Origin of the sequence: Streptomyces sp. NPDC006510, assembly GCF_040611955.1 — a bacterium.
Classification (GTDB): domain Bacteria; phylum Actinomycetota; class Actinomycetes; order Streptomycetales; family Streptomycetaceae; genus Streptomyces.
The window spans coordinates 1-13,405 of the sequence record NZ_JBEXPH010000097.1; the positions used below are offsets into that span (position 1 = coordinate 1).

Below are 13,405 nucleotides of genomic sequence, written 5' to 3' on the forward strand. Positions count from 1 at the left end.
ATCCGCCGCTACATCATCTGGCGAAACCGCCATGCCGACGACCAGCACCTACAAGCCGTCGTCGACAAGGCAAACGTTGCCTGATGCGGCACTAGCAGGGCGCCGGGCAGGCCGGTGATCCGGCCGCGGCCGGGTACCCACCCGCCCACGATCACATCGACGGTCCGGACGTGCCGGATCTTAAGCACCTCCTGGCGGCCGGGCGGGGCAATGGTGGTCAGTGGATCCCGGCTGTGGTCCAGGCGGCGTGGATCTGTTCGTAGGCGGTCTGGACGTGGGTGTCCTGTGTTGTGTTGAGAGATCGTCTCATTTGGCTTGATCGGTAGTCTGTGGTCGTGACGATCGTGGAGCGTCTGGTCCCGGACCAGTTGTGGGAACTGTTCGAGCGGGTGGTGCCATCGGCTCCCGTACGGTCTCAGGGTGGTGGCCGGCGGCGTTACGGCGACCGGGAGGTGCTTGCCGCGATTGTGTTCGTGGCCACGACGGGCTGCACATGGCGGCAGTTGCCGCCGGTCTTCGGCCCCTCCGGGCCGACAGCGCACCGACGGTTCACGGAATGGAGCAAGGCCCGGGTCCGGGCGAAGCTCCACCGCTTGGTCCTGGACGAGCTCGGCGCGCGCGGCGAGCCCGACTGGTCGCGGTGCGCGATCGACTCGGTGAACATGCGGGCCCTGAAAGGGGGAGCCGACAGGTCCGAATCCGGTGGATCGCGGCAAGAAAGACTCGAAGATCCACCTGATCACCGATCGCACCGGTTTGCCCATCTCCATTGGGATCTCGGGTGCCAACATGCACGACAGCCAAGGTCTCGAACCGCTCGTGCGCGGCATCCCACCGATCCGGTCGCGCCGCGGACCGCGCCGCCGCAGACCCGCCAGGCTGCATGCAGACAATGCACCGGCGGGAACTGTGGAGCCACTGATGTTCGCGCCGTCACCGTCTACGGTTCCTGCCTGTCCGGTCGGAACGAGAGGTACAGCGGTCCTCGGCGTCGAATGCGGCCAAGGAGTGCGCTCCGGGCCGAAGGGCTTGTCCCAGAGCGCGCAGGAGCGTGTCCTCCATTCCTCCCAGGGCTTCGGAGAGGTCTTCCGTCACGTCCCGTGTGATCTCCTCTGCAACAGCGTCCACGGGGGTGTGGGGTCCGAGCTTGCTCACCGCGGCGGCCGCGCGGGCGGGGGTGAGCAGTGCCGATGCCTGGGCCAGGAGCCAGGCGGGAACGCCGGCTGCGCCCTGAGGCGGTGCCAGATAGGGACGTGCGCCGTCGAAGCGCTCGTCCTCGGCGAAGGCCTTCTGCTTCTCTTTCACTACCGGGCGGGTGCCCACGCCCGCAGGGCCTGCCTCCTGCCATTCGCCGGCTGGCTTGAGGACGTAGCCCTCGGCGAGGTTGTCCACCAGCTCGGGGAGCCCGAAGAGGGCCGGGACCTTGGTGGGGAAGGCGCAGGGCAGCTCCTGGAGCCTGTTCAGCGCGCCGTACCCGACAGCGGGAACGCAGGTGAGCCCAGCGGCAGCCGCAGACTCGCGCAGAACACGGTCGGAGACCCACCACCGGCCCTCATCCTTCTCGACCGAGGCATCGAACAACAGCCAGTGCAGATTCGGTGCGTACCACACACCAGTCTGCACCGGCTCAGTTCCTGCAACGGCAGGGACATCCGGGTGCGGGTAGCATCCGCCGGCAAGCTCGCCGTAGATCGTCACCACCGCGGAGTCGCCCCACGCACTGCGCGCTGCCGAGGCGAAGCGTGCCGCAGCCACCGAGAGCACCGGCCAGATCCTGCTCACGCCGAAGAAACCGTCCAACGCATCGTCACCCAGCAGCTCACGCCGCTTCGCCGGGCGGACCCCGCTGTCGTCACAGACCACCACGAAGTGCGCCCCGTGGACCTTCTCCGCCGCGATCCACTCCCGAACCCCGGACAGGCCAAGCCGCACCCTCTCAGGGATCTTGGGATAGGGACGTAACGCGGAACACGCAGACACAGTGCCAGACATACAGGGAATTGTCGCTGTGCGCCGACACCTGGACAACAGAGATTCACTGCACGAACCCGGGGCCGGCCAGCCCTTGACCGATAGGAGCATTCCCGCCCGGGACCGCCCCGTCTGTGTTCGGCGCCGGCCCCATGTCACTGTCGGCCGCTTCAGGCACCGCGTCGCGTTCCCAAGGAAATGGCTCCGGTCCACAAGGGCCGCGGCATCCGTACCTCCAAGCCCCCCTGGCGGGTATGGGCCGGGAAGCGGGCGGGTGGTGCTCAGGGGGCACGGAAGTCCTTCGTGTCCGGGTACGTCACGTGGGTGCAGCCGCGCCGCTTCGTGATGTCGTCAACGTACGCGCGGAACAGGGCCGACAGCGTCTGGGGCCGAGCACGTTGTTGTAGGTGTAGCTGGAGCTGAGGGTGTGCAGGGCGGGCTTGTCGTCGCAGATGGAGGAGGCCCACCACGCGCCGCTTGCGTGTCCGGCCGTTCCCGCTGTGATGATCTTGTCTTCGCCGCCACTGGCGTCGTATCCCACCGTGCGCGCCTCTGCGTCGAAGTAGGAAGCGGTGCGCAGCCACCACGGCGAGTGAGTGAGCGCACTGCGTGCGTAATCGTGGTCGTCGTCGTGCAAGCCGTCGGCGATACGGCCCACCTGGTCGGGGCTGACCGCCAGAAGGCAGCTGGGAGTCGCGCCCAGCGACGGGGCAGCAGCGACTGGCCATCATCCGCGGCCGGACACTCATCCCTTGTTGGCCCCCAGTGTTAGGCCGCTGACGAACTGACGCTGGAGTGCGAAGTACACCAGCAGCGTCGGGATCGCAGTGAGCAGTGAGCCTGCGGCCATCAGGTTGGGGTCGGTGAAGTACTGCCCTGAGAGGTTCTGGAGTGCCGATGTGATCGGCATGTTCTCCCCGGTGGCTATCAGGACGATCGCCCAGAAGAAGTCGTTGTAGATCCAGATGGAGAGGAGTGTGGCCAGCGCCGCCATCGCCGGCCTGCACAGGGGGAGGACGATCTGCCAGTACAGGCGCCACACCGAAGCGCCGTCCACCAGTGCTGCCTCGGTCAGTTCATGCGGCAGCATCCGCATGTAGTTGCTGAGTACGAAGGTGCAGAAGCCCGACTGGAATGCCACATGGATGAGGACGAGGCCGAGTGCGGAGTCGTACAGCTTGCCCGATGCGGTGATGCCGGGCAGGTCGATCAGCAGGTAGAGGCGGTAGAGCGGAGTGATGATGACCTGTTGCGGGAGCAGGTTGCCGGCGGTGAAGACCAGCAGCAGTGTGAGGTTGAGCCGGAAGTCGAAGCGGCTGACGTAGAACGCCACGCACGAGGAGGCGAACAGCGTGAGCAGCACCGCGGGCACGGCGATGACCAGCGTGTTGCCGAAGTAGTGCGCCATGTCGGACTGCGTGAACGCATCGGAGAAGTTGTCGAGGCTGAGCTTGTCGGGCCACGACACATAGCCCTTGGCGCTCGTCTCCCCATAGGGCCGCAGAGCCGCGTAGACCGCCCAGAGCAGAGGCGCGAGCCAGACGAGGGCCGTGCCGGTGAGGAATACGTGCAGGGCGAGCCGCGCGGGCTTGATCCTGCGCCGGGTGCGGGGTGGGGCGGCAGTGCTGGCGCTCATGACCGGCGCTCCTTTCGGAAGGTGCTCGCCAGGTACGGGATGATGACGGCGAGCGAGATGGCCAGCAGGACTACCGCGATAGCGGAGCCGTAACCGATCCGGCTCGACTCGCCGATGATGTTGTCGGTGACCAGGATGGACAGCAGCTCGGTGCCGTCCGTCCCGCCGTTGAAGACGAAGACCAGGTCGAAGGCGCGCAGTGCCTCGATGATGGTGACGATCAGCACGATGGTGTTCGTCGGCTTCAGCGTTGGGAAGACGACGTGCCGGAAGGTCTGCCACTCGCCCGCGCCGTCGATCGCGGAAGCCTCGCGCAGCGCCGGGTCGACGCCCTTCAGGCCGGCCAGGTAGAGGATCATGAGATAGCCCGTGTGCCGCCACGAGGCGGCGACCAGTGCGGCCCAGAGGTTCAGATCGGGATCGCCGATCCAGTCGATGTAGTGCCCGGGCCTGTCGGCCCCGATGACGCTGTTGATCAGGCCGGTGTCGGGGTTGTAGATGAGCTGCCATACGAACCCGATGACGGCGAAGGAGACCACGACGGGCAGGAAGAAGGCTGTCTGGTAGACGCGGCTGAACCGGATCTTCTTGTCGAGCTGCAGGGCCAGGAACAGACCCAGAGGTGTGGGTACGAGGAACAGCACGGCGAACCAGACGACGTTGTGCTGCACCGCGGGCCAGAACTGCGGGTTCTCGGTGAAAAGCTCCCGGAAGTTGTGCAGTCCGGCCCAGTGGATTGTGTCGAAGCCGATGCCGTCCCAGGTGGTGAAGGCGAGAGCGATCGAGGCCAGCGCGGTGACCCAGACCAGGGTGATGTGCAGGAGTGCCGGTACGCCGGCCATGAGGCCCAGCGTGAATCTGTCCCGCCGGGTGAGGAGGCGCCGGTGTCCCTGGCGTGGGCCTCCCCGCATCGGCCGGAGCGTCGTCGGGCTGTCCGGGGAGTCCTGGGACGGGTCGGCCGCTGTCCCTGGGGTGCTGGTGGTTCCGGTCCCGGTACCGGTGTTCGCTGTGGTGGTCATCAGGAGGCGAAGATCGTCTTCTTCTGGCGTTCGATGGAACTCAGCAGGCCATCGATGCCCTTGGGATCGCGGATGAACTTCTGGATGCCAGGGAGCATGACGGTGGAGATGAAGTCGGGGCGGCTGTCGCGGTCCATGAACTGGGTCAGGTGCTTGGCGTTGCTGACCATCTCGAAACCCTTCTTCTGGAGGGCGCTGTAGGCGGAGGTGTCAGCCTTGGCCGAGGCGGCGACGACGCTCGGGTCGGCCTTGAGATAGGTCTCCTCGGCCTGGGGGGAGCCCAGGAACTGCATCAGCTTGACGGCGCCGGCGTGGTTCTTCGGGTTCTTGCTGAGCATGAATCCGTCGGTGGGTGCCTCGACGGTGTCCTGGCCGTAGGAGGGGTCGATCTCGGGGAAGGGGAAGAAGTCGAGGTCGGCCAGGTCCTCCTTGTCGGTGAACTGCTGACCGACGAACATGCCGAGGAGGTACATCCCCGCCTTCTTGGACACCAGGGTTTGTGCCGCGTCCTGCCACAACCGCCCGACGGATCCCTCCTGGTGGTACGGCAGGATCTCGGTCCAGTTGTCGAAGGCCGCGCGTGTCCTGGCGTCGGTCCACGACGCCTCGCCCCTCATCAGCGCCATGTGGAAGTCGTAGCCGTTGGTGCGCACATTGATCTGGTCGAACGTGCCCAGCGCCGGCCACTTGTCCTTGTCGCCGAAGGCGATGGGGACAAGGCCGTCCTTCTGCATCCGTTTGCACAGAGCTATGAACTCGGCCCAGGTGGCAGGCACTTCGTAGCCGTGCTTCCGGAAGACGCTCTTCCGGTAGAAGATCGCCCATGGGTAGGTGTAGATGGGGACGAAATAGTACTTCCCGTCTTCGCCCTTGCTGAGGTCTTGCATGGCAGAGGGGAAGTTCGCGCCGATTTTCTTCCAGGCGTCATCGACGGGGGTCGCGAGCCCCTTGGACGCGAAGAACTGCATCCGGTAGCCGGCGAACCAGCCGAACACGTCGTCGGGCGTGCCCTGCAGGTAGGCGTTGATCTGCTCCTGGAAGGTGTTGTGGTCCTTGGTGTTGACCCTGACCTTGACCCCGGACCTCTGGGTGAACTCCGCGTAGACATCGGCGAATGCCTTCTTCGGGACGGCGTCGGACGCGCCGGACCCGAGGGTGACGGTGTTCGGGTCCGACGACCCCGAGGTGCTGCCGCCGCACGCGCTGAGCAGCGGGATGCCGGCCCCCAGGGCCGCTGCCCCGCCGAGTCCGCGCAGGACGGTGCGGCGTGCGGGGCCACCGGCGGTGGCGGGAATGGGTCTCATGGCGACTCCTGAGGGCAGAGGAAAGTTTGACCACGATTCAAAAGCCACATGGTCAACCAGAATGAAACATGATCGAACAGCAGCGCCCATGAGAGCGGTTCGGTTGGCTGAACGTCAAGACTCTCGGCGCATCTTTCTCGATGCCCGATAGACGCGGAGGCCGGGCGGGACTGACGTCATGTCACCTTTATGAGCGTCCTGCCGGCCCATATGGCGCCAGTGCCGATGTCACCGTCAACAGAGCATCATGTAGGGCGAGTTCGAGTGGTGAGGCAAGAAGTCCAAGCCTGTTCGGCTTCCGTCCATGGCGCCGCCCGATCTGCCGGGATAGAACACAGCGGGGCCGGAAATCCGGTGGCTCGGAGTCCGACGCGGGTATGTCTCGCCTTGCGTGCACCGTCAGTAATCCACCACAACCAAACATCGTGGAATCGGGCGCCTCCGGAGCGCTGACCCATGAGCGGCCTTTGGAACGATCACACTCCCCTCCCGTATCGGAGTCGACATGACCTGGACAAGCAAGTGGAGACCTGCGCTCCTCGCCGCGCTCCTGGCGCTGCTCCTCAGCGCTGTGGCGGGCTGGGGTGCACCAGTCGCCCAGGGCGCGACGAGCGCGGCCATCACCGTTGACGGCAGGGAGCCCGGACGTACCTTTGACGGCATCGGTGCGATCAGTGGTGGTGGCGGCAACTCGCGTCTGCTGATCGACTACCCCGAACCCCAGCGGAGCCAGCTGCTCGACTACCTCTTCAAGCCTGGCTACGGTGCGTCACTGCAGTTCCTGAAGCTGGAGGTGGGTGGCGACACCAACTCCACCGACGGCGCCGAGCCCAGCCATATGCACACCCGGGGGAAGGTGGACTGCGACAGCGGCTATGAGTGGTGGATCGCCGAGCAGGCCAAGGCTCGCAACCCGAACATCAAGCTGCAGGCCCTTTCCTGGGGCGCGCCGGGGTGGATCGGCAACGGTGACTTCTGGTCGCAGGACATGATCGACTACCTGATGTCCTGGTTCGGCTGCGCCAAGCAGCACGGGCTGACCATCGACTACGTCGGCGGCTGGAACGAGCGCGGTTGGGACGCCAACTGGTTCAAGAAGCTGAAGTCGACTCTCGTGGCCAACGGCTACCAGACCAAGGTCGTCGCGGCCGAGAGCTTCGGCTGGGATGTCGCCGACGCGATGGCCAAGGACAGCGCGTTCAAGGACGCGGTTGATGTCATCGGATCGCACTACCCCTGCGGCTACCAGAGCGACTTCACCTCGTGCCCCTCCAGCGACGTGGCGCAGCGGACCGGCAAACCGCTGTGGGCCAGTGAGAACGGCTCCCTCGACGCCGACGGCGGCGCTCCTGCAGTGGCCCGTGCGATCAACCGCGACTACATTGACGGCAGGATGACCGCGTTCGTCAACTGGCCGGTGATCGCCGCGCTCTACCCGAACCTCCACTTCTCCACGGACGGCATGTCCGTCGCCAACCAGCCCTGGTCCGGCGCCTACCACATCGGCACGACCACCTGGGTGACCGCGCACACCGCTCAGTTCACCCAGCCCGGCTGGCGTTACATCGACTCGGCGAGCGGCTACCTGGGCGGCGACCGGGCCAACGGCAGCTTCGTGTCGCTCAAGTCGACGAACGACTCCGACTACTCCACCGTCATCGAGACGATGGACGCCACCGTGGACCAGACGGTGAACCTCACGGTCAAGGGCGGGCTGTCGACCGCGGCGGTCCGCGTCTGGTCCACCGATGTGAAGTCGTCCAGCACTGCGGACGACTTCATCCGGGGCGAGGACATCGCTCCGGCGGACGGTACCTACTCACTGACCCTGAAGCCCGGTCACGTGTACACCCTCACCACGACCGGCGGCCAGGGCAAGGGCACCGCAACGTCCCCGGCCGGCGGCCCGATGAAGCTGCCCTACGCCGACGACTTCGACACACCCGCGGCCTCCAAGAGCCCCAAGTACTTCTCGGACATGAACGGTGCCTTCGAGACCACGGCGTGCGGCGGCGGACGCTCAGGCACCTGTCTGCGGCAGATGGCGCCGACCGTCCCGATCCGGTGGACCGACGAGCCGTACAACGCCCCCTACACGATGATGGGCGACGGATCCTGGTCCAATTACACCGTCACCGCGGACGCCATGTTCAGCCAGAAGGGCAGCGTGGAACTTCTCGGCCGTGTCGGTCAGCAGGGACGCAACAACAACGGCTTGAACGCGTACCACTTCCGGATCAGCAACAGCGGCGTCTGGTCGATCGACAAGAGCGACACGACGTGGAAGTACACACGTCTCGCCGGGGGGCGGACGAGCGCGCCGGGCGTGAACAGTTGGCACAAGCTCTCCTTCACCCTGCAGGACACGAAGCTGACGGCCTCTCTCGATGGCAAGGTGCTCGGCAGCGCCACCGACTACTCGCTGACCACCGGCCGGGCCGGGCTCGGCGTGACGGGCTATCAGACCCAGCAGTTCGACGACTTCGAACTCACCCCGGGCGCACCGTCGCCGCAGCACCTTGGACCGGTCACGTCGGGCCTGGCCGGCAAGTGCCTGGACGCGGAGAACGGTGCCGACGCCAACGGGACCCGGGTGCTGGCAGGCGACTGCAACGACACCGCCGCGCAGGTGTGGTGGTGGGGCAACGGCCAACTGCGCCTGGGCGGCTCGACCGGAAAGTGCCTAGACGTCACCGGTGCAAGCACACAGAACGGCGCCCCGGTCGAGCTGTGGGACTGCAACGGTGGGGACAACCAGCAATGGGTGCCCCAGTCCGACGGCACGCTCAAAGGGCAGCAGTCCGGGCGCTGCCTCGAAGTGCCCGGATCCGACACGACGAATCAGCTGGTGATCCACGACTGCGACGGCGGGGCGAACCAGCGCTGGACGCTGCCCTAGGGGTGCTGTTCCGCGCCTGCGGCTGACCGGCTCGGCGTGGTATCCGACGACGACGCGTCGTGCCAGGTCGTCGTCGCACCACGTACCGGGTCGTCGTCGCGCAACGCATCAGTCGTTCTCGGACGACGAATCAGAGGATCAGAGGAGCGGAATCGTGATCGACAACATGGGTGGTCCGAGACGCCGGGGCGTGCTTGCCGCAGGCCTTGCCGGTGTGGGCGCCGCGCTGGTGCCTGCCGGGCGGGCCGCCGCCGAGGTGGCCGGTGCAGCGGAGTCCGTCGCCGATGCCCCCGGCCAGGACGGGCGCCGCGTGCTGAACTTCAACACCGACTGGGCGTTCTGGCGGGAAGACGCCTCCGGTGCCCATCAGCCCGGGTTCGACGACTCGGAATGGGCTGCGGTGTCGCTGCCGCACACGATGCGACTGGAGCGCAAGCACCCCTCGGTGTATGACGTCTTCGCGGGTATCGGCTGGTACCGGCGGTACTTCCGGGTCGACCCGCAGGACCGGGGACGGCGCCTGACCGTGGTGTTCGACGGCGTCCAGACCGACTGCGTCGTCTACCTGAACGGGGAGAAGCTCGCCGAGCACTACGGCGGCTACATGGGCTTCGTCGTGGACATCACGGACCAGGTCCGATTCGACGGCGACAACGTCCTCGCCGTCCGTGTGTCGAACCTCGACGACCCGCTCACCCCTCCCGGCAAACCGCGCAACCAGTTGGGATTCCTCACCTTCGGCGGCATCTACCGCAACGTCACGCTCCGGGTGACGGACCCGGTTCACATCACCGACCCGCTGCAGGACGACCTGGTCGCCGGGGGTGGCGTGTTCGTCTCGTATCCGAAGGCAACCGAGCTCAGGGCCACGGCTCAGGTCAAGACGCACGTGGTGAACAGGACAGCCGATGCGGTCCGGACCAGACTGGTCACGGTCCTGTACGACGCGCAGGGCACGGCGGTCGCGCAGTTCACGGACACCGCGTCGGTCCCCGGGAAGGACGGCCACACGTTCACACAGGCGCTGAGCGTCACGCGGCCGAACCGGTGGCATCCCGACTCCCCCTACCTTTACCGGCTGGTCAGTCAGGTCTTCGTCGGAGATCGTCTGGCCGACACGGTGACCACGCGGACCGGAATCCGGCGGATCGCCTACCAGGCGGACGGCTTCTATCTCAATGGCGAGCGGATCTACATCCGCGGCGCCAACTGCCACCAGAACTACGCCTACATAGGCGACGCAGCCCCGGCGTCGATGAAGTACCGCGAGGCGCTGCGCCTGAAGCTCGGCGGGTTCAATGCCGTACGGGCGGCGCACTACCCGCACGACCCGGCCTTCCTCGACGCCTGCGACGAGCTGGGCCTCCTCGTCGTGGCCTGCCAGCCGGGCTGGCAGTACTGGAACGGCGACCAGACCTTCGTCAGCCGCACCTACCGGGACATCGCCACGATGGTCCGGCGGGACCGCAACCGGCCCTCGGTGATCCTGTGGGAGACCTCGCTCAACGAGACCCACTACCCGCAGTGGTGGGCGAAGGAGAGCAACACCGTCGCGCACGCGGAGCTGCCGGGCGACCAGATGTTCACCTCGGCGGACTACGGCACGTGGGGCAGTGAGTACGACGTCAACTACAAGGTCGTCAACACCGACAGCTCGGATCCTGCGCCGAACATGCCCTTCCTCACCCGCGAGTGGGGCGACTGGGAGGACCCTTGCCGGACCGACCGGGACAGCGGCGAGAGCGCGATGGCCGGCCAGGTCGTCACTCGTCAGCGCTACCTGAACGGAGACGGCTACTGGGACTGGGGCGGGCTGGACGCCAACAGCCGTATCGGCGGTTACTTCCTGTGGGTCTTCGAGGACTACGGCACCAATGACACCTACCAGAAGTCGGGCGCGGTCGACATCGACCGGTACCCCAAGTACTGCTACCACTGGCTCAGGTCCATGCAGCCGGCCTCCAACCCGAACCACGGCGGCCCGATGGTCTTCGTCGCCAGCGCCCATACGGCCGACTCTGCACGGCAGGTGATGGTCTTCAGCAACACCGACCGCGTCCGGCTGTACCGGAACGGTCGCCTCGTCGATGAGCGGACCCGTACGCAGAACGCCACGTCCGCATCGAACGTGGCGGCCAAGGGCGGCAGCCCGTACTACACGTTCACCCTGCCGGCGTTCGTCGCCGGAGAGCTCAGCGCCGAGGGCTACCTGGGCGACGAGCTCGCCGCGACCCACACGGTCAACACCCCTGGCCAAGCCCACCAGGTGGAGATCGTCGCCGATGACGCGGGCGGGCGCGCCGCACTCACCGACCTGCTGGCCTTGGCACTGGGCGACAGCTCGGACGACGGGAAGAAGGCCGCGCGGAAACTGCTGGGCCGGATGCAGCCCGGCCGGGCGGAATCGCTCGTCGACCTGGCCGGGGAGGCCCGCGGTCGCGCGCTGTCGGCGAAGGACGCCGAGGTGCTGCGCCGATACGCCCGGCTGCTTGAACGCCTCCAGCCCGTCGCCGATGGCTCCGACCTGATCCCCGTGTTCGTCAAGGTCGTCGACGCCGACGGCACGCTGGTCGCCGACTCCTCGGCCTCCCTCAGCCTGGAGGTGACCGGAGCCGGTGCGCTGGTGGGTGAGAATATCCCGCGTATCGCGGTGCAGACCCAGAAGGCCCAGGGCGGTATCGGCTACGCCCTGATCGCCACCGGTACCTCCAGCGGCCCCGTCACTCTCACCGCGACCTCGACCGGACTGCAGAGCGGCCGGTTCACGGTGCAGACGGTGTCCTACACCGGTTCCTACGTCGCCGACGGCACCCACCCCAAGTGGAAGGACATCTCCACGCTGGAGAACCAGGGTGCCCAGAACCTGGCCCTGTTCAAGGAGGCGACCGCCTCCAGCGCGCAGGCCGGCAACGGGCCGGCCAACGCGGTGGACGGCGCGGCGGAGTCCAAGTGGGTTGGGGACGGCCCCGACCCGGCCTGGTGGCAGGTCGATCTCGGCGCGCCGGTCGACATCGAGCAGTTCCAGATCCTCTGGGAGACGGACCAGACCGCCTACAAGTACCGGATCCTGCTCTCCGACGACGCGGACACATGGACCACAGCCGTCAACGCGGTGGACAACACCGCCAAGCTCGCCACCGCTGTCCACCAGGTGCAGACCAAGACGCGTCACGTACGCGTCGACATCCTCGACGCCGGCGACTGGTGGCCGTCCATCCGTGAGTTCCGCGCGATCCCGCCCGGTGGCAGCGGCGGCGTTCCCCCAGTCGACCCCGGTCCGAAGATCGCCCGCGACCAGATCAAGACGGTCAGCGCGTCCAGCTCTGTCGCCGGGTTCGAGCCCGACAAGGCCTTTGACGGTGACATCACCTTCGGCACCGGATGGAGCGCCGCCTCCCCGGCGGTCCCCCAGACTCTCACTGCGGAGCTGACCGCCGCCCACAACCTCGACGGTGTCCGCATCCACTGGGGCAAGGACAGCAGCTGGTACACCTTCGACCTGCAGGTCTCGGCGGACGGAACCACCTGGGACACGGTGGCTTCCGGCCTGACCCGAAGCGGCCAGTACACCCTCCCCGAGCTCTTCACCGCACCGAACGTGCGTCAGATCCGGGTAGCCGTCACCCAGGTGAGTGGCGGGGGAGCCCAGACCATCGCCGGTATCGCGGAGGTGATCCTCTACGGCGCACCGGTCTGAGACTTCCGAAGCGCCGATGCTGCTTCCTGTGGCCGAGCCCGAACTGCCGGGGGTTCGCGAGCGGTTCGGGCAGACCGGGGGCCGAGGAGAGGAGTTCGGCGAGCCGACGGACCATGACGCTGGAGGGGTGGTTGGCTGCGGTGGTGGGCGGGGTGTGAGCTGCGATGGTCGCTCCGGCGGCCAGTTGACGATCGGTATCTCGGACCCGCACCGCACCGCCTCCACGATCACAGTCCAACTGGTCTACGGCGGAAGCCTGGTGAGCGCCGACTCCGGCATCACGGTCACCCAGACCTCACCCACCCTCACCCTGACCGTCGACCTCTCGGGTGCGGCAGGCGCCACCCACGAGGCCACCTTCACCGCGACCTCGGCGACGCTCACGCCCACGGCGGACACGTACGTCCGCGACGGCTCGTACGCGACGACGGTCTACGGCACCGCCACCACCCTGGTCGTCAAGAACGCGAGCACCAGCGGCTACAACCGCCAGGCGTTCCTGACCTACGACACCTCGTCCGTACTCGGCACGATCGGCTCCGCCACGCTCTCGGCGCACGGCTATGTCTCCGACTCGGGCGGCACGACCGCAACCCTCACGGCCTACGGCGTCTCCGACACGACCTGGACGGAATCGGCCCTCACCCGGCACACCAAGCCCGCACTGGGCACGGCCCTGTCGACGGCCGGCGCCACCACGACGAAGTCCTGGCTGGCCTTCGACGTGACGTCCCACGTCGACGCCACTGGGGAGCCGGTCTGCCTCGCCCTGGCCGAGGGGAGTGCGGGGCTCGCCGTCATCCTCGACTCCCGCGAGAACACCGCGAATCCACCGGTCCTGCGGCTCGTCCTGGCGGATGGCTGATCTCCCCGGAACGT

8 protein-coding genes and 2 pseudogenes are annotated in these 13,405 nt (G+C 67.0%); 4 read left to right on the forward strand and 6 right to left on the reverse strand.

The window, feature by feature from the left end:
• Positions 1–89: 89 nt before the first annotated feature.
• A pseudogene (locus ABZY11_RS26080) lies at positions 90–185 on the reverse strand (ATP-dependent DNA ligase); the annotation flags it as partial.
• 144 nt (positions 186–329) lie between these two features.
• Here ABZY11_RS26080 and ABZY11_RS26085 point away from each other — a divergent pair.
• A pseudogene (locus ABZY11_RS26085) lies at positions 330–891 on the forward strand (IS5 family transposase); the annotation flags it as partial.
• 42 nt (positions 892–933) lie between these two features.
• Here the strand turns inward: ABZY11_RS26085 and ABZY11_RS26090 are convergent.
• From ABZY11_RS26090 to ABZY11_RS26110, 5 genes are all read right to left on the reverse strand, one after another.
• Entirely contained in the window at positions 934–1,932 is a 999-nt protein-coding gene (locus tag ABZY11_RS26090; RefSeq protein ID WP_356481459.1) for an RNA ligase family protein, read from the reverse strand.
• Between the two features lie 355 nt (positions 1,933–2,287).
• Positions 2,288–2,608, reverse strand: coding sequence for a hypothetical protein (locus ABZY11_RS26095; protein ID WP_356481460.1), 321 nt, complete (start codon positions 2,606–2,608; stop codon positions 2,288–2,290).
• Positions 2,609–2,716: 108 nt separating this feature from the next.
• Entirely contained in the window at positions 2,717–3,607 is an 891-nt protein-coding gene (locus ABZY11_RS26100; RefSeq protein ID WP_356481461.1) for a carbohydrate ABC transporter permease, read from the reverse strand.
• Positions 3,604–4,518, reverse strand: a complete 915-nt coding sequence (locus tag ABZY11_RS26105) for a sugar ABC transporter permease (protein WP_356481486.1) — start codon at positions 4,516–4,518, stop codon at positions 3,604–3,606. Before ABZY11_RS26105 ends, ABZY11_RS26100 begins: the two co-directional genes overlap by 4 nt.
• Positions 4,519–4,625: 107 nt before the next feature.
• Positions 4,626–5,930, reverse strand: coding sequence for an ABC transporter substrate-binding protein (locus ABZY11_RS26110; RefSeq protein ID WP_356481462.1), 1,305 nt, complete (start codon positions 5,928–5,930; stop codon positions 4,626–4,628).
• Between the two features lie 505 nt (positions 5,931–6,435).
• Between ABZY11_RS26110 and ABZY11_RS26115 the strand changes: the two genes are divergently transcribed.
• The 3 genes from ABZY11_RS26115 (at position 6,436) to ABZY11_RS26125 (ending at position 13,391) form a co-directional block, all read left to right on the forward strand.
• Complete coding sequence (locus ABZY11_RS26115) at positions 6,436–8,829, forward strand: ricin-type beta-trefoil lectin domain protein (protein ID WP_356481463.1); 2,394 nt, start codon at positions 6,436–6,438, stop codon at positions 8,827–8,829.
• A 154-nt stretch (positions 8,830–8,983) separates the two neighbouring features.
• Complete coding sequence (locus ABZY11_RS26120; RefSeq protein WP_356481464.1) at positions 8,984–12,526, forward strand: discoidin domain-containing protein; 3,543 nt, start codon at positions 8,984–8,986, stop codon at positions 12,524–12,526.
• A 154-nt stretch (positions 12,527–12,680) separates the two neighbouring features.
• On the forward strand, positions 12,681–13,391 hold the full coding sequence (locus ABZY11_RS26125) for a DNRLRE domain-containing protein (protein ID WP_356481465.1): 711 nt from the start codon (positions 12,681–12,683) through the stop codon (positions 13,389–13,391).
• The last annotated feature ends 14 nt before the right edge of the window (positions 13,392–13,405 follow it).